The sequence below is a fragment of the Kribbella sp. NPDC049584 genome (assembly GCF_040675555.1).
GTDB lineage: Bacteria > Actinomycetota > Actinomycetes > Propionibacteriales > Kribbellaceae > Kribbella.
On record NZ_JBFAPF010000018.1, the window covers coordinates 1 to 19987 of the forward strand.

Annotated in this window: 19 protein-coding genes; 11 read left to right on the top strand and 8 right to left on the bottom strand. The window is 68.2% G+C overall.

Annotation, left to right across the window (positions count from 1 at the left end):
- Positions 1 to 130: 130 nt before the first annotated feature.
- On the bottom strand, positions 131 to 3145 hold the full coding sequence (locus AB0J62_RS39890) for a glycoside hydrolase family 38 C-terminal domain-containing protein (protein WP_363882902.1): 3015 nt from the start codon (positions 3143 to 3145) through the stop codon (positions 131 to 133).
- Positions 3146 to 3334: 189 nt separating this feature from the next.
- On the opposite strand from AB0J62_RS39890, the gene AB0J62_RS39895 reads away from it, so the two are divergent.
- On the top strand, positions 3335 to 4396 hold the full coding sequence (locus AB0J62_RS39895) for a TAXI family TRAP transporter solute-binding subunit (protein ID WP_363882904.1): 1062 nt from the start codon (positions 3335 to 3337) through the stop codon (positions 4394 to 4396).
- A gap of 75 nt (positions 4397 to 4471) precedes the next feature.
- Here AB0J62_RS39895 and AB0J62_RS39900 read toward each other — a convergent pair whose 3' ends face one another.
- Both AB0J62_RS39900 and AB0J62_RS39905 read right to left on the bottom strand, forming a co-directional pair.
- Positions 4472 to 5815: a HAMP domain-containing sensor histidine kinase gene (locus tag AB0J62_RS39900; RefSeq protein ID WP_134105670.1), complete on the bottom strand. Its 1344-nt coding sequence runs from the start codon at positions 5813 to 5815 to the stop codon at positions 4472 to 4474.
- Positions 5816 to 5851: 36 nt separating this feature from the next.
- A complete protein-coding gene (locus tag AB0J62_RS39905; protein ID WP_012918592.1) occupies positions 5852 to 6517 on the bottom strand; it encodes a response regulator transcription factor in 666 nt (221 codons plus the stop codon).
- 118 nt (positions 6518 to 6635) lie between these two features.
- Here AB0J62_RS39905 and AB0J62_RS39910 point away from each other — a divergent pair, with 118 nt between their 5' ends.
- Both AB0J62_RS39910 and AB0J62_RS39915 read left to right on the top strand, forming a co-directional pair.
- Positions 6636 to 8645: a TRAP transporter fused permease subunit gene (locus tag AB0J62_RS39910; RefSeq protein WP_363882909.1), complete on the top strand. Its 2010-nt coding sequence runs from the start codon at positions 6636 to 6638 to the stop codon at positions 8643 to 8645.
- A complete protein-coding gene (locus AB0J62_RS39915) occupies positions 8642 to 9607 on the top strand; it encodes a TAXI family TRAP transporter solute-binding subunit (protein WP_363882911.1) in 966 nt (321 codons plus the stop codon). Before AB0J62_RS39910 ends, AB0J62_RS39915 begins: the two co-directional genes overlap by 4 nt.
- 252 nt (positions 9608 to 9859) lie before the next feature.
- On the opposite strand, the gene AB0J62_RS39920 is transcribed toward AB0J62_RS39915, so the two are convergent.
- The 3 genes from AB0J62_RS39920 to AB0J62_RS39930 form a co-directional block, all read right to left on the bottom strand.
- Positions 9860 to 10510: a hypothetical protein gene (locus AB0J62_RS39920; protein WP_363882914.1), complete on the bottom strand. Its 651-nt coding sequence runs from the start codon at positions 10508 to 10510 to the stop codon at positions 9860 to 9862.
- Between the two features lie 180 nt (positions 10511 to 10690).
- Positions 10691 to 11725: an L-glyceraldehyde 3-phosphate reductase gene (mgrA, locus tag AB0J62_RS39925; RefSeq protein ID WP_363882917.1), complete on the bottom strand. Its 1035-nt coding sequence runs from the start codon at positions 11723 to 11725 to the stop codon at positions 10691 to 10693.
- A gap of 120 nt (positions 11726 to 11845) precedes the next feature.
- A complete protein-coding gene (locus AB0J62_RS39930; protein ID WP_363882920.1) occupies positions 11846 to 12958 on the bottom strand; it encodes an aminoglycoside phosphotransferase family protein in 1113 nt (370 codons plus the stop codon).
- A gap of 87 nt (positions 12959 to 13045) precedes the next feature.
- Here AB0J62_RS39930 and AB0J62_RS39935 point away from each other — a divergent pair, with 87 nt between their 5' ends.
- Positions 13046 to 13669: a flavin reductase family protein gene (locus AB0J62_RS39935; RefSeq protein WP_363882923.1), complete on the top strand. Its 624-nt coding sequence runs from the start codon at positions 13046 to 13048 to the stop codon at positions 13667 to 13669.
- A gap of 41 nt (positions 13670 to 13710) precedes the next feature.
- On the opposite strand, the gene AB0J62_RS39940 is transcribed toward AB0J62_RS39935, so the two are convergent.
- The gene (locus AB0J62_RS39940; RefSeq protein WP_363882926.1) at positions 13711 to 14661 is read right to left on the bottom strand and encodes a hypothetical protein; all 951 of its coding nucleotides are present in this window, start codon (positions 14659 to 14661) and stop codon (positions 13711 to 13713) included.
- A gap of 126 nt (positions 14662 to 14787) precedes the next feature.
- Between AB0J62_RS39940 and AB0J62_RS39945 the strand changes: the two genes are divergently transcribed.
- Both AB0J62_RS39945 and AB0J62_RS39950 read left to right on the top strand, forming a co-directional pair.
- Positions 14788 to 15324, top strand: a complete 537-nt coding sequence (locus tag AB0J62_RS39945) for an acyl-CoA thioesterase (RefSeq protein ID WP_363882929.1) — start codon at positions 14788 to 14790, stop codon at positions 15322 to 15324.
- A complete protein-coding gene (locus tag AB0J62_RS39950; RefSeq protein ID WP_363882931.1) occupies positions 15321 to 15983 on the top strand; it encodes a potassium channel family protein in 663 nt (220 codons plus the stop codon). Before AB0J62_RS39945 ends, AB0J62_RS39950 begins: the two co-directional genes overlap by 4 nt.
- Positions 15984 to 16001: 18 nt before the next feature.
- Here the strand turns inward: AB0J62_RS39950 and AB0J62_RS39955 are convergent, their stop codons facing one another.
- A complete protein-coding gene (locus AB0J62_RS39955) occupies positions 16002 to 16622 on the bottom strand; it encodes a TetR/AcrR family transcriptional regulator (protein ID WP_363882934.1) in 621 nt (206 codons plus the stop codon).
- A gap of 39 nt (positions 16623 to 16661) precedes the next feature.
- Here AB0J62_RS39955 and AB0J62_RS39960 point away from each other — a divergent pair, with 39 nt between their 5' ends.
- Genes AB0J62_RS39960 through AB0J62_RS39980 form a run of 5 tightly spaced genes read left to right on the top strand, consistent with a single transcriptional unit; the run spans position 16662 to position 19910 of the window.
- Complete coding sequence (locus AB0J62_RS39960) at positions 16662 to 17621, top strand: DMT family transporter (RefSeq protein ID WP_363882937.1); 960 nt, start codon at positions 16662 to 16664, stop codon at positions 17619 to 17621.
- On the top strand, positions 17614 to 18027 hold the full coding sequence (locus AB0J62_RS39965; protein WP_363882939.1) for a MarR family transcriptional regulator: 414 nt from the start codon (positions 17614 to 17616) through the stop codon (positions 18025 to 18027). Before AB0J62_RS39960 ends, AB0J62_RS39965 begins: the two co-directional genes overlap by 8 nt.
- Before the next feature lies 1 nt (position 18028).
- Positions 18029 to 19276: a glycoside hydrolase family 3 N-terminal domain-containing protein gene (locus tag AB0J62_RS39970; protein WP_363882942.1), complete on the top strand. Its 1248-nt coding sequence runs from the start codon at positions 18029 to 18031 to the stop codon at positions 19274 to 19276.
- Positions 19273 to 19605, top strand: a complete 333-nt coding sequence (locus tag AB0J62_RS39975) for a DUF202 domain-containing protein (protein WP_130446262.1) — start codon at positions 19273 to 19275, stop codon at positions 19603 to 19605. The genes AB0J62_RS39970 and AB0J62_RS39975 overlap by 4 nt, the downstream gene beginning before the upstream one ends.
- Positions 19602 to 19910, top strand: a complete 309-nt coding sequence (locus AB0J62_RS39980; protein ID WP_363882946.1) for a DUF202 domain-containing protein — start codon at positions 19602 to 19604, stop codon at positions 19908 to 19910. Before AB0J62_RS39975 ends, AB0J62_RS39980 begins: the two co-directional genes overlap by 4 nt.
- The last annotated feature ends 77 nt before the right edge of the window (positions 19911 to 19987 follow it).

Below are 19987 nucleotides of genomic sequence, written 5' to 3' on the forward strand. Positions count from 1 at the left end.
GTCCCGGGCCGTGAGCATCAGGATCGGCGTATCGTGCCCGCCCGAACGCAGCCGCCGGCAGACCTCGAGGCCGTTCGGTTCGGGCATGAGACGCGGTTCGGGGAGGGGAGGCTCCCGGGGGTGGGGGGGATCAGGAACGCTTGAAGCGCAGCGTCAGGATCTGGAAGGGGCGGAGGTCCAGGGCGACCCCGTTGTCCGTCAGCTCACGGTCGGCGAGGTGGCGTTCCAGGAGGTCGACCTCGGTGGCCGACGCCGCCTGGAAGGACGGGGTGATGGTGGCCCGGGACCGGCCGCCGGTGGACTCGTACAGGCGGACGACGACGTCGCCCGACTTGTCGTCGGCGAGCTTGACGGCCTCGACGATGACGTTGTCGTTGTCCAGGGCAACGATCGGCTCGACGCCGTCGGTGCCGGTGACGACGCGCTCGGGGAGGTTGATCGCGTAACCCTCCTCGATCGCCTCGGGGATCCCCGCGCCGACGACCAGCGCGTGGTTCACGGTGTGCACGCCCTGGTCGGTCTTCGGGTCGGGGAAGCGCGGCGCGCGGATCAGCGACGTCCGGATCGTGGTCGTCGTACCGCCGTCCTCCCGCGCGGTCCGGTTGATGTCGTGGCCGTACGTCGAGTCGTTGACCACGGCAACGCCGTACCCCGGCTCGCCGACGTGCACCCAGCGGTGCGCCGCGATCTCGAACTTCGCCGCGTCCCACGACGTGTTCTGGTGCGTCGGCCGGAAGATGTGCCCGAACTGCGTCTCCGACGCCGACCGGTCCGCGTGCACGTCGACCGGGTACGCCGCCTTGAGGAACTTCTCGGTCTCGTGCCAGTCCATCTCGGTCTCGATGTCGACCCGCTTCGCGCCCGGCTGGACCCGCAGCGTCTGCGTCACGGTGGACCGGCCGAACGACCGCTTCACCACCACGGTTGCGACACCCTCGACGGTGCTGAAGTCGACGCTGTCGACCTCGGTCACGTCCCGGACGTTGTTCTTGTAGAACGAGTCGACGTCCCACGCGTCCCAGTGGTTCGGGGTGTCCACGTGCAGCTGGAGAAGGTTGCCCACGGCACCTGGTGCGATGACCTCGCGGTCCGCCTCGACGTCGTACAGCGAGGTGATCAGACCGCGCTCGTCGATCGTGACCCGGATCCGCCCGTTGTCCAGTACGCCGTCCTCCATCGTGACGGCCTGACCCGCGCCGGTGGTGATCCCCGCGCCGAGCCCGGCGACACCGTTACGGCTGTGCGGCGCCGCGTTGAACACGATCTGCGCGTCACCAGAGCCGGCCAGCGCCTGCTGGGCCTTGGCGATGATCGCGTTCAGCTCCTCGGCCACCTTGGCGTACGTCGCCTCGGCCTCGCGGTGCACCCACGAGATCGACGAGCCCGGCAGGATGTCGTGGAACTGGTGCAGCAGCGCGACCTTCCACAGCCGGTCCAGGTCCTCGTACGGGTACGTGTCGAGCTTGCCCGCGACAACCGCCGCCGTGGTCCACAGCTCGGCCTCGCGCAGCAGGTGCTCGGTCCGCCGGTTGCCCTGCTTGGTCTTGGCCTGCGAGGTGTACGTCGCGCGGTGGATCTCCAGGTAGAGCTCACCCGACCAGACCGGCGCGTTCTCGCGGTACTCGTCCTCGGCGGCCGTGAAGAACTCGGTCGGGGACTCGATCGTCACCTTCGGCGAGGACTCCAGGTCCTTGACCCGGCGAGCGGTCGCGACGAACTCACGGGTGGGGCCGCCACCGCCGTCGCCGTACCCGAACGGGACCAGCGAGCGGGTCGCGGCGCCGTTCTCCTGGAAGTTCCGCTGCGCGTGCGCGAGCTCGCGACCGGACAGGTCGGAGTTGTACGTGTCGATCGGCGGGAAGTGGGTGAACACCCGGGTGCCGTCGAGACCCTCCCACCAGAAGGTGTGGTGCGGGAACTTGTTCTCCTTGTTCCAGGAGATCTTCTGGGTCAGGAACCACTTCGAGCCGGACAGCTTCACCAGCTGCGGCAGCGCCGCAGTGTAGCCGAACGAGTCCGGCAGCCAGACCTCCTGGGTGTCGATCCCGTACTCGTCCAGGAAGAACCGCTTGCCGTGCACGAACTGCCGGGCCAGGGCCTCGCTGCCGGGCAGGTTGGTGTCGGACTCGACCCACATGCCGCCCACCGGAACGATGGTGCCCTCGGCAACGGCCTTCTTCAGCCGCTCCCAGACTTCCGGGTAGTTGTCCTTCACCCAGGCATGCTGCTGGGCCTGCGAGAACGCGAAGACCAGCTCCGGGTACTCCTCGGCCAGCGTGGCGACGTTGGAGACCGTACGGGCGACCTTGCGCCGCGTCTCCCGCAGCGGCCACAGCCAGGCGGAGTCGATGTGCGCGTGCCCGACGGCGGACAGCTGGTGCGCGCTGGCGTGCGCCGGCCGGCTCAGTACGTCGGTCAGTTGCGCGCGGGCGTCCGCGGCGGTGCCGGCGACGTTCTCGTAGTCGAGCGCGTCCAGCGAACGGCTGATCGCGCGCAGGATCTCGCGACGGCGCGGCTCCTGGGCGGACAGCTCCTTCTGCAGGCTGTCGAGCGCCTCGAGGTCGAGGATCAGGTCCCACACCTCGGCGTTGAACACGGCCAGGTCGGCGCGGGCGAGCTGATAGATCGGGTGGTCGCCGAGCTTGGCGCCGATGTCGACCTTGGCGTAGGCGTTGTCGAGCGGGATCTCCGGGTTCGCGGCGCCCTCGACGTAGAACTCGATGCGGTCGCCGGGGGCGGCCGCCGTACCGTCCGGGCCGAGGATCGAGAGCGGTGCGTAGGTCTGTCGCGGGTGCAGGCCCTTCAGCGGCTTGCCGGAGGTGGTGTGCACCAGGCCCTCGGCGGAGAAGCCGGGACCGCCGCTGAAACCGAGGTCGATGACCGCCTCGATCTCGCTGCCGGCCCACTCGGACGGGACCTGACCGCTGAACTTGAACCACGCGGTGCCCCAGGCCGGACCCCACGGCTGGCCGATCTCGGCCTTCTCGTAGGTCTGCGCCAGCGCCTCGGCGGGTGACACGGGCTCACCAGGTGCGTGCCACACCTCGATGTCCAGCGGGACGGCCGCGCCGTAGATCGCGGGGCGGAGCCGCTCCCGCAGGGCGCGCCTGAGCCGCTCCTCGATGAGTTGACGGTCGTCGTGCACGAAATCAGCCTCCGGGGAAGATCCTCACGCGGCCGCTACGGCCGCACGGATGACAACGCTGTCACACCTACCCCTGGCCCGTCCAGACGCAGTTTGGCCACGGTATCCAGCCTTACCTGTCGGTAGCGGTTCGGTTGCGGCAGTGCACACGGCTACCCCGAAGGCCCGGTTGTTGTCTAGGTTGTGTGCATGGATCGCCCCCGCCTGCTGACCCCTGCCCGGCCGACTGGGATGACGAGGCGCAGCATTCTCGGCTTCGGAGCCGCGGCGGCGTCGGCTCTGCTGGTGCCCGGCTGCTCCCGCGGCCGCGCGGACGAGCCCGCGCCCGCCGAGGCCGGGACCTTCGTCACCGGCAACCCCGGTGGCGTCTACAACTCCTTCGGCACGGCGCTCTGCGAACTGGTGAGCGAAGTCACCGGCATGGAGCTGAAGCCGCTGCCGAGCAACGGGTCGGTCGACAACCTGACCAGGGTCGCGAGCCGCGCCGGCGACCTCGGCTCGAGCCGCCCCGCCGACCTCGGCTTCTGTACGTCGGACTCGGCGCTCGCGGCGTACGAGGGCACCGGTCAGTTCAGCAGGGGCCCGCTGCGGTTCACCGCGCTCGCCCGGGTGTACGACAACTACGTGCACGTCGTGGTGCCGATGGCCTCGAAGGCCAAGGACCTCACGGACCTGAACCCGCCCAAGAACGCGCCCAACCAGAAGATGGTCGTCAGCGTCGGGCCGAAGAACTCGGGCACGCAGATCATCGCCGACATGATCCTGGACGAGGCGAAGGTCGATGTCACGCGGGTCAACATGAGCCTGGAGGACTCGGTCGCCGCGCTGGTCCCGAAGGCCAACGCCAAACGGGGCGCGATCGACGCGTTCATCTGGAGCGGCGGCGTACCGACGGTGCCGATCGCGGAGTTGCAGAGCACGCTCGGCTTCCGGCTGCTGGACATCGGGAAGTTCGCGCAGACGATCGCGTTGAAGGAGTTCGGTGGTTTCGTCGTGTCGTCGATCCCGCCGTCGCAGTACGGGCTGGCCAGCGCGGTGCAGACGCTGGCGGTGCCGAACTACCTGATCGCGAAGCCGGGGCTGTCCGATTCGTGGGCCTGGTGGACGGTCAACACGCTGTTCCGCCGCCAGAACGACCTGATCCCGAAGCACCCGGAAGCCGGCGCCCTCGACCCGCGCTCGGCCATCTCCACGATGCCGGTCCCGCTCCATCCCGCCGCCGAACGCTGGTACCGGCAGAACCACATCTGAGCCGGTCGTCCGCGCCACCTGAGCGGGGCGTCGTCCGCGGGTCGGGCGTCGTCCGCGGGTCAGGCGTCGTCCGGGTCAGGCGTCGTAGTCGTCGATCAGCGGGACGCGGACCTCGATCACCAGGCCGCCGCCGATCGGCGGGCGGGCGACCACGCGGCCGCCGACCCGGGCCGCCTCGGAGCGGACGATCGCCAGGCCGAGGCCGGTGCCCGGCATCTCCCGGTGGTGCGCGCTGCGCCAGAACCGCTCGCCGACCTTCTTCAGATCGCGTGAGCCGAGCCCCAGGCCGTGGTCGCGGACCGACATCACAACCTCGGTGCCGTCCCGCGTGACCGAGACCTCCACCGGCGGAGCGCCGTACTTCGACGCGTTGTCGAGCAGTACGTCGAGGATGTCGTCGACCTCGAGCTCGGGAGCGACTCCGCCCGGGACCATCTCGCCGACGATCAGTTCCAGGTCGTCGGCGGCGTACACGGCCTTCCAGCCGACCAGGCGTTCCTTCACGGCCTGGGCCAGGTCCAGCGGCTCTTCGTTGCCTTCGGCATCGGCTGCCGAGGGGCGGTCCGAGCCGGCCAGGCGGGACAGCCGCTGGACGATCCGGCCGAGCCGGTCGATGTCACTGAGCGCGAACCGTGCGGTCGGCGACAGCCGGGACAGGCCTTCGATGTGGATCCGGGCCGACGTCAGCGGCGTACGCAGCTGGTGCGACGCGTCCGCGACGAACTCACGCTCACGCTGACGGGCCTGGTGCAGGCTCAGCGCCATCGAGTTGAAGCTGTCGCCGAGACGACGTAGCTCGGGTGCACGGCCGTCGGTCGACACGCGCGTGTCGAGCGCGCCGCGGGTGATCTGGTGGGTCGCGTTGTCGAGGTCCTGCAGCGGCCGGAGCACCCAGCGGGTGATCGGCCGGACGATACCGACGATGATCGCGCCGATGCTGATCAGCAGGCCGCCGAGGAGCAGCAGCAGGCCCCGCTGCACCTGGTCGCGGGCGTTCTCGGTCGGCACCCGCAGTACGGCGGCGCCGAGGACGCTGCCGTTGTTGACGACCGGACGGGACACGATCATCTCGCCGGAGCGCCACGGCCACAGTGCGGGCGGCTCGGGCGGCAGCCGGCCTGCCAGCGTGCTGTGCAGCGCGGTCGCGATGTCCGGCTCCTTCACGTCCACACCGGACACGGAGGTCGCGATCACGCGGGAGTCGACGTCGACCACGAAGACCGGCGTGTTGTACAGCTCCTGGTACCGGACTGCCAGCTCACGCAGGTTGGCGATGTCACCGGTCTGCAGCGGGGACTCCGCCATGGTGGCGAACCAGTCCGCGTCGTTGCTGCGGGACAGGAAGAGCGTGCGCGACGTACTCGTCGCGATGAAGTTCGCCAACGGGATGACAGCGACGATGGCCAGTGCGACGACCATCGGGACGAGGGACTGCAGTAATCGACGGCGCAACGGTCAGTCCGAACCCAGGCGGTAGCCGACGCCGCGGATGGTCTGCACCAGTTCGGGCCGGCCGAGCTTCGCGCGCAGGCTGGCGACGTGGACGTCCATGGTCCGCGAGGACGCCTCGAAGACCGACTGCCAGGCGTACAGGGCTACCTGTTCGCGGGGGACCACCCGGCCGTGGTGAGCGGCCAGCACTGCTAGCACGTCGAACTCCTTGCGGGTCAGGCTGATGGGCTTGTCCGCCACCTGAACCGTCCGGGCCTCGATGTCCACGGTCAGGTCACCGACGGTCACCCGGGGGCGGGGCTGCAAGAGACCGGTACGACGTAGTACAGCATCGATGCGGGCCAGCAGTTCGGAAATCGCGAACGGTTTGACCACATAGTCGTCGGCGCCGCTGCGCAGGCCGCGGACCCGGTCCGCGGCCTCGCCGCGCGCCGTCACCGCGATCACCGGCACGTCGGACACCGTGCGGATCTGCCGGCAGACGTTGATGCCGTCCCCGTCCGGCAGCCCCAGGTCCAGCAGGACCAGGTCGCCGGGATCCGCCGCCAGGGCGTCCGCGGCAGTGCGAACGTGCGTCACCATCAAGCCGTAGCGCCGCAAAGCGGGTATCAGGGCATTGGCGATATCGAGATCGTCCTCGACCAGCAGAATCCGGACCGCGCCACTCATGCGGTGATCGTAGGCCAGGTCACGTCCTCATGTGTCAGATCTTGGTAAAGACGTAATCACGCGACTCCATGCAGTGTTCGGCAACATTAGCCTTCCGACCACAGGAGGGAACCGGTAGATGACTGTCGGTGTTCGTACCGGGGGAAGCGTGACCACGCCCTCCGAGGAAGACCTGGCCGAGTATGAGCAGGAACGCCCCGCTCGGCGGCTCAGGCCTGCCCTCGACCTGGTTGTCTCGATCTGGTGCGCGATCGTCAGCCTCGGCGTGCTTGCACAGGTTTTCTTCCCACTACCACAAGGCACGCAGTTCTACCTGGTGATCTTTCTCGCAGCGGTTCTGCCGATCACGCTGCTGTGTTACCGCGGTTTTCGTCTTCCCGGCCGGACTCGCACGCATGACGATCCGGGTGTCGTGGACTGGGTTCTGGCTGCTGTCGCGCTGGCGGTCTGTGTCTATCCGCTGTTCGACTTCGACGGATTCCTCGAGCGGCGGCAGGCGCCGACGACTCTCGACGTGATCGCCGGTGCACTTCTGCTGATTCTGTTGCTCGAGGCATGCCGGCGTACGACGGGCTGGGTCCTGCCCGTGTTCAGCCTGGTGTTCATCGCGTACGCGTACTACGGCGGCTACCTGCCCTACACGTGGTCCCTTGCCCACCAGGGCTTCAACTTCGACGCGATCATCGCGCAGTTCACGATGGGTACGGCCGGGTTCTACGGGACACCGTTGAGCGTCGCCGCGTCGTACATCGTGCTCTTCACTATCTACGGCGCGGTGCTCGACTACTCGGGCGCCGGCAAGTTCTTCATCGACCTGTCCTTCGCGGCCTTCAAACGCAGCCGTACGGCGCCGGGCCGCACGGTCACGCTCGCGGGCTTCCTGCTCGGTAGCGTGTCAGGCTCCGGTACGGCGACCGCCGTGTCGCTCGGCACCGTGTCGTGGCCGATCCTGCGCCGGGCCGGCTATCCGCCCGAACCGGCCGGCGGAATGCTCGCCGCATCCGGTATCGGCGCGATCTTGTCGCCGCCGACGCTGGGCGCGGCCGCGTTCATCATCGCGGAGTTCCTGCAGGTGTCGTACCTCAAGGTCCTCGGGTTCGCGGTGATCCCGACGATCCTGTACTACCTGGGCATCCTGCTCGCGATCGAGATCGACGCCCGCAAGCACGGGACGACCTCCGCGGAGACGTCGACGGACTCGGCGTGGCGGTTGCTGCTGCGGTTCGGGTACCACTTCTTGTCGTTGTTCGTGATCATCGCGTTCATGGCGGTCGACGTACCGCCGTTCAAGGCGGTCGTCTACGCGGTGATCATCCAGTTCGGGCTGTCGTTCCTGGACCGCGAGCACCGGCTGACCGGCCGGCCGTTGTTCAAAGCGCTTGCCCAGGGCACCCGTTCCGTGCTGCCGGTGGCGGCGACCTGCGCGACCGCGGGAGTGATCGTCGCGGTCACCACCCAGACCGGGCTCGGGCTGAACCTCGCCGAGATCATCGTCAACGCGGCCCGCGGACTGACTTCGAACCACACCGCGATCCTGATTCTGACCGTGGTGCTGTCCGGGTTCGCCGTGCTGATCCTCGGGCTCGCGGTGCCGGTGACCGCGTCGTTCATCATCGCGGCGGTGATCATCTCGCCGGCGCTGGTGAACCTCGGGGTGACCCAGCCCGAGGCGTACATGTTCATCTTCTACTACGCCGTACTCTCCGAGGTCTCGCCGCCGACCGCCCTGGCCGCGGTGGCGACCGCCGCGATCACCGGCGGCAAGGTGATGCCGACGATGTGGCAGGCGTGGAAGTACACGCTGCCGGCGTTCCTGGTGCCGTTCGCGTTCGTGCTCACCGACAACGGCGCGCACCTGCTCGGTCAGGGATCGTTCGTCGGCATGGTCTGGACCACGCTGGTGTCGATGCTCGCCGTCGCCGCGCTCGCTGTCGTGACCGGCGGTTGGGTCTTCGTCCGGGCGACCTGGCTCGAGCGGGCGGTCTGTGTGCCGGCCGCGGCGTTGCTGCTGTACCTCGCGCCCGTAACCATCACGGCCGGAATCTGTTTGCTACTTGTTGCCGTCGTCATCAATCTGGTCCGGCGGCAGCGCCAGGCCTCTTCCGCGGAAGGAACCGTTGCCTCATGAGACTCCGCACCACTGTCGTGGCGCTTGCCGCTGTCGTCTCGCTGGCTGCCTGTGGGGGTCAGCGTGAGCCCGCTGGGTCTTCGGACGGCGGCGGCCGACTGACGATTGCCACCGGCAACACGACAGGGGTGTACTACCAGCTCGGCGGTGCGCTGGCCTCGGTGATCTCGTCCAAGATGTCCGGATACCGCGCGACCGCCAGTGAGACCGGTGCCTCGGTGCAGAACATCCAGGGCCTGGTGGCGGGCAACTACGACATCGCCTTCTCGCTGGGTGACTCGGCGTCGGACGCTGTGAAGGGCGAGAACAGCTTCAAGTCGAAGCAGGACGTGGTCGCGCTGACCCGGCTGTACAACAACTACACGCAGGTCGCCGTCCGGACGTCGGCCGGGGTCAACTCGATCGCGGACCTGAAGGGCAAGCGGGTCTCGACCGGTTCGCCGAACTCCGGGACCGAGGTGATCGCGCGCAGGCTGCTGGAGGCGGCTGGGCTGGACCCGGCTCACGATGTCACCGCTCAGCGGCTCGGGCTGCCGGAGTCGGTGGACGCGATGAAGTCCGGCTCGATCGACGCACTGGTCTGGTCCGGCGGCCTGCCGACCGGCGGGATCACCGACCTGACCACGAGTATGGGCAAGGGTGTGAAGCTCTTGCCGATCACGGACCTACTGCCGAAAATGCAGGAGAAGTACGGCTCGATCTACACCCAGGCGCCGATCCCGGCCGCGACGTACAAGCAGGCGGCCGACGTACCGACGATCGTCGTGCCGAACGTGCTGCTCGTCCGCAAGGACATGAAGGACGAGCTCGCCGAGCAGCTGACGAAGGTCATCTACGACAACATGGATGCGCTCGTCGCGGTGAACGCGGCCGCGAAGGGCATCACGCTCGACAACGCGGAGAAGACCGACCCGGTGCCGTTGCACCCCGGCGCGAAGAAGGCGATCGACGGGCTGAAATAGCAATTTCCGGTTTACGGGTGGGCACCGGACCATAAGGGGTCCGGACCGCTCGTGACCAGGTCACAGACCGTCCTCCCCCGCACACCAGGCGCAGCGGGGGAGGACGCAGGGCCCGTCTCCGCACACCAGGCGCAGCGGCGACGGGACCGACGCCGGCCCCACGACCAGGCGCAGTGAGTGCCGGCGGACCGGGTCCCAGCGGAGGCATCCGCTTCGGGGCCCGGTCACCCTTTTCTACTGGGTTTTCCCTTTCTACTGGCGTTCCTGTTCGTCTATCGGTGTGCCGTACAGGTAGTGCGACAGCGCGGAGTCACGCTTGGGATGTGCGTGGTACTTGATCGGCACCACCCGTCCCTCGGCGCTGTCCCACGCGGTGTCGGCCATCCGCCACATCCGGTGCGCCAGCCGGCCGGCCATCCCGGTGTGCGGCGAGGACGGGTGCGCCCGGGTGGGTGCGACTTCCTCGGCCTCCAACAGGTCCTCGGTCAGCGCGTTCACATCCAAGCTCTCGAGCTGCTCGCAGATCTGCCGGCTGTACGTGGCCTCCAGCTGCTCATGCTGTCCGAGCAGCCGGTCGATCTGCTGCCACAGCTCGGTGTGCTGGAGATCCACGAACCGGCTGTCGCCGTACTGCCGTCCCTTCAGGAAGCGCAGTGAACGTTCCAGTTCCTTGGCGTTACCGACGTACCTGGTGACCATGTGCGCGCCGTCGGGGAGACGCTGGACGTGTGGGAGGAGCACGTCTTCGGCGGCCGCCAGGTGCTGTGCGGCGATCGCGTAGAACCAGTCCGTCTGGTGCCTGTGCTCAGGGTGGGCCGCATCCGGGTGATGCGCCGGCTCCGCCAGCTCCCGGATCTTCGCGTGTTCGTAGCCGAGGGCCATTTCGAGCGTCGAAGCGGTCATCTCAACCACCTCCAGGGGGTTCGAGGTCCTGTCTGGCAGTCCAGCCAGGACCTATTCCAGCGTGTGCCCAACCCGTCCGAACCGCAACCACCCCACCCCGCTCCGTAACCTTCCGGCATACAGAAGCGCCCGCCGCAAGGGGTACGGCGGGCGCTTCGGTCTGGTGATTCAGGGGGACGGTCAGGCGTCCGAGCTCTTCTTCCACAGGTTGATGCCGGCTTCGACGGCGTCGGCGTCGATGGCCTCGAGCTCCTCGGGGGAGAACTTGAGGTTGCGGACCGTGGCCAGGTTGTCCTCGAGCTGCGCGACGCTGGAGGCGCCGATCAGCGCGCTGGTGACGCGGTCGTCGCGGAGCGTCCAGGCAAGGGCCAGCTGGGCGACGGACTGGCCGCGTTCCTTGGCGATCTCGGCCAGGGCGCGGACGTGCTTGAGGGTGTCCTCGGTCAGCGAGTCCGGGTCGAGCGACTTGCCCTGCGCCGCACGGGAGTCCGACGGGATGCCGCCGAGATACCGGTCCGTGAGCACGCCCTGCGCCAGCGGCGAGAACGCGATCACGCCGACACCGAGCTCACCGACGGCGTCGAGCAGGTCCTCCTCGATCCAGCGGTTCAGCATCGAGTAGGACGGCTGGTGGATCAGCAGCGGCGTACCCATCTCGCCCAGGATCCGGGCCGCCTCTCGGGTCCGGTCCGCGGAGTACGACGAGATGCCGGCGTACAGCGCCTTGCCCGAGCGGACGGCCGCGACGAGCGCACCCATCGTCTCCTCGAGCGGGGTGTCCGGGTCGAACCGGTGCGAGTAGAAGATGTCGACGTAGTCGAGGCCCATCCGGCTCAGCGACTGGTCGAGCGAGGCGAGCAGGTACTTCCGCGAGCCGCCGCCCTGACCGTACGGCCCCGGCCACATGTCGTACCCGGCCTTGGTCGAGATGATCAGCTCGTCGCGGTACTTGCTGAAGTCCCGCGCGAAGTGCGTCCCGAAGTTCGTCTCGGCCGAGCCGTACGGCGGGCCGTAGTTGTTCGCCAGGTCGAAGTGCGTGACGCCGAGGTCGAACGCCCGCCGCAGGATGTCGCGCTGCGTCACGAACGGCTTGTCGTCGCCGAAGTTGTGCCACAACCCCAACGAGATCGCCGGCAACAGCAGCCCGCTTCGCCCGGTCCGCCGGTAACTCATCTGGTCGTCATACCGGCCGTCAGCCGCCACATATTCAGTCACAAAACCACAGTCTGCCCCATCCCCAACCAATCGCAAACCCCTTGTTTTCAAGCAGAAACCCCACAACTAACACCAAGAACCCCACCTTCTTGATCAGTGGTGCTACGAGGTCCTGCCAGGTCAGGTGAGGTCGGGCCAGGGTGGGGGTGGGGTGGTGGTGAAGAAGTGGAGGATGTTGAGGAGGCGGCTGGTGGTGGGGGCGGTCCAGTGGTGTTGGGCGGGCCAGGGTGGGGCTGGGAGTTTGGCCAGGGCCCAGGAGAGGTGGAACCAGAGGATGGCGGCGGCCAGGTCTTCCTCGGGGGTGGGGGACTGGGCGGCGTATGCGGGGAGGATCTTGGCTACCTGGGTCAGCGGGAGTTTGGCGAACTCCATGGCGCGTGGGGCCCAGGCTGCGTCGCCCCAGTCGATGAGGGCGCGGAGCTCGTTGTCCGGGCCGGCGAGAAGGTTGTGCGTGGCAACGTCTCCGTGGATGAGCACCTTGGGTCCGCTGTCGTCGAAGCGCTCCGCGAGTCGGGTGAACCAACCGGACAGCCACCTTGCCGTCGCCGGATCTACGTAGCCGCGGGTGGCCAGGTCGTCGACCGTCCGCCACGGGTCACCCCAGTCGTCCTCCGGCACGCCGGGGAGGTCCAGCGCCCTCCGCGGTCGAGACTCGCGGCCATCACGGCGCCGGTCTCCTGGCCGAGCCTCGGTCCAGAGGTCTCCTACGACACCTGGTGCGTCCTGCTTCCGGCCACCGGTTCCTTCGACTACCCGCGGTGCTCCGGGTGCGCCGCCTGGCTGAGCTTCGGTGCGGAGACCTCGTGGTGCGGGTGTGTCGGCTGGCTGAGCTTCGGTGTCGGGGTCTTGGGGTGCGGGCGCGTCGGCCGGTGCGTGTTCGAGTTGGTGGAGGCGGGCGAGTTCGTCGGCGAGGCCGGTGGGGGCTTCGGTTGGTTCGGCGCCGTGGATGCGTTCCACCACGACGTACGGAGCGGCGAGGAGGCGGTGGGTTTCGTCGTACTCGAGGATCTCGGGGGTCAGTACGCCGACGAGGCGGGCGGCGGGGACGACGTGGGTTTCCTTGCGGAGGTCGTCCTCGTAGCCGGGGCGGGAAGCCCGGAGGAACAGGTCGTCGCCGAGGATGAAGGCGCGGTTGGCCACGCCGCCGGCGACCTCTTTCACGTGTTCGGGATCGACGCCGTGGCGACGGGCGACAGCGGCCACCTGGTGCAGGAAATCGTGATGCTCGGGCAATCCACTTCTCCGTCGCGCGCGAGAGTTGCCGGCCGGATCCGCGAGGCGGGGTGGGGCGGCATCCACCGAGTTTGATGTACTGCGGGCGTGCGTGTCGATGTAGATCCGGAGACCGTCGGGCGACGAGAGTTCTACGCGCTGCTGAACTCCGTGGTGGTGCCGCGACCGATCGCGTGGGTGTCGAGTCGCTCCGCCGACGGCGTGCTGAACCTCGCGCCGCACTCGTTCTTCACGGTTTCGTGCGTCAAGCCGCCGATGGTGCAGTTCACCTCGGTCGGGCGGAAGGACAGCCTGAACAACGTCGAGGCGACCGGCGAGTTCGTGGTGAACTTCGCCGCGGAGCCGCTGTATGAGCAGGTGAACGCCTCCGGGACGAACTTCCCGCCGGAGGTCTCGGAGTTCGACGCGATCGGCGTGACCACCGAGCCGTCGCGGACGGTCTCCGTCCCACGCGTCGCGGAGTCGCCGGTCGCGATCGAGTGCACGCTGCACACCACCCTCGAACTCGGCGACTGCACGCTCGTGATCGGTCGTGTCCGGCACATCGCGATCGACGCGGCGATGATGGACGGCGATCACCCCGAGGTACGTCGACTCCGCCCGCTCGCCCGTCTCGGCAAGGACGAGTGGACCACCCTCGGCGAGGTCCGCTCGATCACGCGCATCCGCCACTCCGACTGGCCTGGTCATTTCACACCTCCTGGTAGCTGACTGGTAGCTGAACCGCGCGGATTAGTTGCTAAGGGCACCTGTCAGAACCGCAACGGCGGCTCCGATGTCGCCAGGATCTTGGTCAGGGTTTCGAGCTCGGAGGACAAGCGCAGTGGCGTGTAGTCCGGCGACAGCGTCGTCGCAGGAAACCAACGGAAGTCGGGCGTCACCATGAACACCTCGGGCGACAACGGTCCGGGGTCGTGAGCGTGGCTGCGCGCCGCGACGTTGAGCAGCAGCCCGAGCGCCGGGATGACGGACAGGTCCCGGATCACGTGCAGCATGAGTGTGTCTCGGGCCGGCACAGCCGCGAGCACGCAGTGTGGTGCGTGGTCCACGCGCAGGGACTCGCGGAGAACGGTGTCGAGGACGAGTGCCCGTGAGGCCGCGAACGGTGTCCCGGTGACGAAGTCGACCTGTAGGTCCGCGTGTTCGACATGCTCGACGTGGTCGGTCAGGCCCCGAAGATTGGCGAGGCCGAAGCGTTCCGCCTCGGCCCAGGTGATGCCCATGTCCGCGGGCTCCAGGAACATGGTCACGATCCCGTCATCGGTCGTGGACGGAACCGATAGCAGGCCGGGCAGGAAGTCGGGCCGGTCCGCGGTCCAGTCGGCAGGCAGGGCGTCGCGAGGGACGAGTCGCTGGATCAGCTCGCGCTCGGGATCTGTCGGTGGTGTCGGTGGACCGTGCCGGAGTTGCTCCAGCAGTTGGTCGAAATGGTCCTCGACGAGCACCGGCCAAAGGTCCTCGTCGAACTGGGCGACGAGGCGGGCCAGGTTGCTCAGACCGAGCACCGGATTGTCCGCGGTGCGATCGGCCGGGACCAGGGCCGCCCCGCCCTGGTAGGCGAGATCGAGCCCGAGCTCGGCCGCGGCGGACAGGGCGAGGTGCACGAGTCGGGTGGCCTGGCGGCGGGACAGCGGGGTCAGGGTCGGGTCGGGACGGCCGGAGTTGTTGCCTCGGGCATATTCGGTGGCTGCGTCGATGGTCATCGTGGTCCTCCTTCTCGGCAGAGAAAGTACGAGGATCGGCGCCTGCCGGAGACCGCGATTTCCGAATCTGTGGACAACTCCCGGGATACTCTGCGCAGACCCGTCCGGGAGCCCGAAGGAGCCTGTATGTCCAGCAGCCCGTCGTCGCGGCCGACCTCCGAGACCCGGCTGTCGCTGTCGCACATCACCGCGCAGAACGAGACCAACCTGCTCGGGACCGTGCACGGTGGCGTGATCATGACGCTGGTCGACTCGGTCGCGGGTGTCGTCGCTGCACGGCACTCGGGCGGCGCCGCGGTCACGGCGTCGATGGACGAGATGGTGTTCCTCGTCCCGGTCCGGGTCGGTGATGTCGTGCATTTCAGCGCGCAGGTGAACTGGACCGGGCGCAGTTCGATGGAGGTCGGCGTACGGATCACGGCCGATCGGTGGGATGCGGTGAGTCCGCAGATGCACGTGGCCTCGGCGTACCTGGTGTTCGTCGCGGTGGATGAGGAGGGCAAGCCGCGCGAGGTTCCGCAGGTCGTCCCTGTGACCGACGAGGACCGGCGGCGGCTGCGTGAGGCCGAGATCCGCCGGAGTCACCGACTGGCCCGCCGCGCGGCCATCATCGCCTCCCGCGAGCAGTCGGGCGAAGAAGCGGATAAGGGCGGTGGACGATGAAACTCCTCAGCAGAGCCCGGCGGAACCCGTCCGCCGTGCTGCTCGTCGTGCAGTTGCTCGGCGTGCTGGTCTATCCGGCGATGGAGGGATCGCGGCCCGGTCGCGTGGCGTTCGAGATCCTCGGCATCGTCGTACTCGTGCTCGCGGTCTTCTCCGTCCGCGCGACTCCAGGCCTCACCTGGGTCAGCATCTGCCTGGGCATCCCGGCGGTCGGACTGTCATTGCTCGACGCGTTCGATCCGACCGATCCGGTGGTCGCGATCTCCGCCGTACTGCACGCCGCCTTCTACTTCTACGCGGCCTACAGCTTGCTCCGTTACATGCTGTCCGACCATGACGTCAGCGTCGACGAGCTCTTCGCGACCGGCGCGACTTTCACCTTGGTGGCTTGGGGTTTCGCCTACCTGTACGTGTTCGTCCAGGTACTCGTCCCAGCCAGCTTCACCGCGGCTGTTGACCCAAGCAACGATCGCACCTGGATGGAGCTGCTCTTCCTGAGCTTCACGACGCTCTCCAGTACCGGCCTGAGCGACGTCGTCCCGATCACCTCGTGGGGACGATCGGTGGTGATGATCGAGCAGCTCGCCGGTCTCGGGTACGTCGCGATGGTCGTGTCCCGCCTCGTCGGCCTCACTCTGACCAAGCGCAGCAACACCTAGACCCAAGCGCAGCAACACCTAGACCCGCGGCCACCCGGCCAGCAGATCGGCTGCCGCCCGCGCGGCGACCTCCGGCGCTTCGGTCATCGCCGCGACCCGGTAGCTGATCAGCGCTCCCTCGTGGAGCAGCAGCAGACGATCCGCCAGCTCACCAGGATCCGCGAAGCCGGCCGCGCGGGCTTGCGCCTCGAACTCGGATCGCATCCAGCGCTTCTGGCCGACGATCACCGGCATCGCCGGGTGGTCCGGTGCCGCGAGCTCCACGCTCGCATTGATGAACCCACACCCGTTGCGCGACCCGGCCAGCCAGTCCGTCAAAGCCGCGAACAACCCCAGGATGACGTCTTCGGGCGTCGCCGGCTGTCGCGCGGCCAGTTGCTCGTCGAGGAACAGGTGCCAGGCACGGTCCCGCTCCTCGAGGTACGCCGCGATCAGCCGATCCTTCGACCCGAACCGGTCGTACAGCGTCTTCTTCGTCACGTCCGCCGCTGCAGCGATCGCATCGACACCGACCGTCCGGATGCCGTGCTCGTAGAAGAGCGTCGACGCGGCATCGAGGATGCGCTCGCCGGCGGGCGTCAGCCGGGGCGCCGCACGCACCTGCCGGTCCACGATCAGTCTCACCTGCTGGTCGAGCATACTGACAGTATACGGACCGGTGTGGTTACTGTCGCTGTCATGACCACATCCAAGGCGCTCACGCTGGCGGCCGGAACCGGGTTCGTCGTGTTCTGGAGCTGCGGCTTCATCGGCGCCCGGTGGGGTACGCAGTACACGAACGCGTTCGACTTGCTCGCCTGGCGATTTCTCGTCGCGGGTGCGATCGCCGCCGCGATCCTGGCGATCAGGCGGCCGCGGATCTCCCACCGCGACCTTGCGACCCAGATCTCGATGGCGTTCCTCACCCAGTTCGTCTACCTCGGCCTGATCTTCACCGGGATCGACCACGGGATCACGGCCGGCGTCACCGCACTCATCGGGTCGCTTCAGCCGCTGCTCATCGCGACCGTGGCGGGACCGCTGCTGGACGAACGGGTCAGCCGACGCCAATGGCTCGGCCTGGTTCTCGGCCTGGCCGGTGTGGGCCTGGTCGTCGCCGACGACCTCGAGGCCGGCCACGGATCGCCCCTCGTGTTCCTCCTGCCGATCGCCGGCCTCCTTGGCCTCGTGGCAGGCACCTGTCTGGAGCGCTCCCGCAAGCCGAGTACGAGTTCCCTGGATGCGCTGGCCGTGCAGAGTCTCGTGTCAGCTGTGCTCTTTACCGCGTTGGCAACCTCGACCCACAGGATGACTGTGCCGGAGCAGCCCGGCTTCTACGGCGCAGTGCTCTGGCTGGTGCTGCTGGCAACGGGCGGTGGCTGGGGTTTGTACTTGGTCAACCTCAAACTCTCCGGTGCAACCCGCATCAGCTCGCTGCTCTATCTGGTTCCGCCGACCACGATGGTGTTCGCGTTCCTGATCTTCCACGAGACGATCGGGGTGCTCGCTGTCGCGGGCATGCTGGTTTGTGCGCTCGCCGTACTGCTGATCCGGATCGGTGAACAAGTACGCTGCGGGGATGGCGGAGACCCGGTGGCTGGACCAACGAGAAGCACAGGCCTGGCGCGCGTACATCGCGGCGCAACGAGTGGTGAGTAGCCGCATCGAGCAACAGCTGCAACGCGACGCCGGAATCCCGCATACGTACTACGAGATCCTGGTCCGGCTGTCCGAGGCGCCGGGCAACCGGCTGCGGATGAGTGAACTCGCCGTCGCGACGCAAGGCTCGCGTAGCCGGCTCTCGCACGCGGTCAACCGGCTCGAGCAGAACGGCTGGGTCAAGCGCGAGGGTGTCGAGGCCGACCGCCGCGGCCAGGTCGCGATCCTCACCGAGCTCGGCCGGCAGAAGCTGGTCGACACGGCGCCCGGGCACGTCGAGGAGGTGCGCAAGTCGATCTTCGACGCACTCACCCCGGAGCAGGTGGAGCACCTGTACGACGTGTGCGCAACGCTGGCCCGGCACTCCGGGGACACTGTCGACCGCGCCGCCTGGGAGCGAAACTGAGATGAGGCGACCGGTCGCGCTGATCGCGCTGACTGCTCTCGTGGTCGCCGGCTGCGGCGACAGCAACTCACCAACCGCAGGTCCAAGCACCGTGCCGTCCTCCTCCGTGCCGACCACGGAGGAGCCCACAACCGAGCCCAGCGAGCAGCCGAGCAGCCCGGAGCCCACACCGACTGACACTCCGACCGAGACCCCGTCCCAGACGCCGACCGAGGGCTGCATCGACCAGAAGCTCCAGAGCCTCACGCTGCGCGAGCAGGCCGCCCAGCTCATCATGACCGGCATCGACGCGAGCGGTATGACGTCCGCCCAGAAGGCCGTCGTACAGCAGAAGTCAGGCAGCGTCTTCCTGATGGGCAGCAGCGGCAGCCTCGCCCACACTCGCTCCGCGATGAGCGCAGTGAACACAGCGGGCACGGTGAAGGGCGTCAGGCCGCTCATCGCCGCGGACCAGGAGGGCGGCCAGATCCAGCGCCTCAAGGGCTCCGGCTTCGACCGCATCCCCGCAGCGACCGTCCAGGGCACGTGGTCCAGCTCCAAGCTCACCGGGCAGGCTCAGGTGTGGGGCAGCCAGCTGAAGCAGGCCGGCGTCACCATCGACCTCGCACCAGTGGCAGACGTCGTGCCCAGCTCGTTGAAGTCGCAGAACGCTCCGATCGGCCAGCTGAACCGTGAGTACGGCGACACGCCGGCCGACGCCGCCCGCGGCGTAAAGGCCTTCGTGCAGGGCATGCGCAAGGCCGGAATCGCGACGTCGGTCAAGCACTTCCCAGGGCTCGGGCGGGTGCGCGGAAACACCGACTTCTCATCGGGCGTCGTCGACAACGTCACGGTTCGCGGTGACGCCGACCTGCAGCCGTTCGCCGACGGGATCAAGGCCGGTGCGTCGATGGTGATGATCTCGACGGTCACGTACACCAAGATCGACCCGGACAACCGGGCGATCTTCTCGCCGACCGTCATCCAGGGCATGGTCCGCGGCGACCTTGGGTGGCAGGGCGTGGTGATCACCGACGATGTCGGCGCAGCCGCGGAGGTCGCATCGGTCCCGGCCGGCGCCCGCGCGACCCGGTTCGTCGCGGCCGGCGGCGACATCGTCATCAACGCCAAGGCCGGGCTGACCGCGACGATGGTGGACGCGCTCGTCGCCAAGGCCCGGCAGGACCAGTCGTTCGCCGCGAAGCTCACGAGTAGCGTGCGGCGTGTGCTGACGCTGAAAGAGGACCAGGGCCTGGTGAGTTGCGGATGACCGAGGAGGAGCCGGATTACCGGTTCACACTCGCGAACGAGCGCACCTACCTCGCCTACCTGCGGACGTCGCTCGCCTGCTACGCCGGGGGCCTGTCCGCGGTCCAGTTCCTCGACCTCGGCCCCGATCGCTGGCCGGCCCGGATCATCGGCGTGATCCTGGTCTGCGCCGGCATCGTCACGACGGCCGGCGCCTTCCGCCGCTGGCAGCAGAACCTGACCGCGATCCGTCGTGGCGGCGCGCTGCCCGTGACCCGGCTGCCCTTGATGCTCGGGGCAACGATCGCGGTCGTCGGCCTGATCGGCCTGTTGTTCTCACTGTGGCGATGAGCACACCCGATCCCGGCCGGCAGCCGGAGCGGACGCTGCTCGCGTGGCGCCGTACCGCCCTCGGCCTGATTGCCAACGGCGCCCTCCTGCTTGCCTCCGGCCACGGCTCGTCGGATGTCCGCACCGGGCTCGGAATCGTCGTACTGGTGCTGTCCTTGGGCTGCTGGACGGCCGTCAGCGCCGTCTACCGCCGGACCGCGGGCGGCGCGACGCACTTCCTCGGCCATCAGCATGTACTCCGGGTCGCGGCCGGCCTGGTGCTGGTCGTCGGCCTCTTTGATCTGTACGCCGTGATAACGCGCTGAAACCGATCGGTTACCGACTGTGCAACGCTGCGCTGCCCAGTTCATCACAACGCGATACGTTGCCCCGGGCGGATGCC

What these genes read in the sequence shown, in the direction of transcription:
- AB0J62_RS39895 (WP_363882904.1), top strand. Translation starts at nt 3,335, where the DNA reads ATGGATCGCCCCCGCCTGCTGACCCCTGCCCGGCCGACTGGGATGACG.
- AB0J62_RS39900 (WP_134105670.1), bottom strand. Translation starts at nt 5,815, where the DNA reads ATGGTCGTCGCACTGGCCATCGTCGCTGTCATCCCGTTGGCGAACTTC.
- AB0J62_RS39905 (WP_012918592.1), bottom strand. Translation starts at nt 6,517, where the DNA reads ATGAGTGGCGCGGTCCGGATTCTGCTGGTCGAGGACGATCTCGATATC.
- AB0J62_RS39910 (WP_363882909.1), top strand. Translation starts at nt 6,636, where the DNA reads ATGACTGTCGGTGTTCGTACCGGGGGAAGCGTGACCACGCCCTCCGAG.
- AB0J62_RS39915 (WP_363882911.1), top strand. Translation starts at nt 8,642, where the DNA reads ATGAGACTCCGCACCACTGTCGTGGCGCTTGCCGCTGTCGTCTCGCTG.
- AB0J62_RS39920 (WP_363882914.1), bottom strand. Translation starts at nt 10,510, where the DNA reads ATGACCGCTTCGACGCTCGAAATGGCCCTCGGCTACGAACACGCGAAG.
- AB0J62_RS39940 (WP_363882926.1), bottom strand. Translation starts at nt 14,661, where the DNA reads ATGACCATCGACGCAGCCACCGAATATGCCCGAGGCAACAACTCCGGC.
- AB0J62_RS39945 (WP_363882929.1), top strand. Translation starts at nt 14,788, where the DNA reads ATGTCCAGCAGCCCGTCGTCGCGGCCGACCTCCGAGACCCGGCTGTCG.
- AB0J62_RS39950 (WP_363882931.1), top strand. Translation starts at nt 15,321, where the DNA reads ATGAAACTCCTCAGCAGAGCCCGGCGGAACCCGTCCGCCGTGCTGCTC.
- AB0J62_RS39955 (WP_363882934.1), bottom strand. Translation starts at nt 16,622, where the DNA reads ATGCTCGACCAGCAGGTGAGACTGATCGTGGACCGGCAGGTGCGTGCG.
- AB0J62_RS39960 (WP_363882937.1), top strand. Translation starts at nt 16,662, where the DNA reads ATGACCACATCCAAGGCGCTCACGCTGGCGGCCGGAACCGGGTTCGTC.
- AB0J62_RS39970 (WP_363882942.1), top strand. Translation starts at nt 18,029, where the DNA reads ATGAGGCGACCGGTCGCGCTGATCGCGCTGACTGCTCTCGTGGTCGCC.
- AB0J62_RS39975 (WP_130446262.1), top strand. Translation starts at nt 19,273, where the DNA reads ATGACCGAGGAGGAGCCGGATTACCGGTTCACACTCGCGAACGAGCGC.
- AB0J62_RS39980 (WP_363882946.1), top strand. Translation starts at nt 19,602, where the DNA reads ATGAGCACACCCGATCCCGGCCGGCAGCCGGAGCGGACGCTGCTCGCG.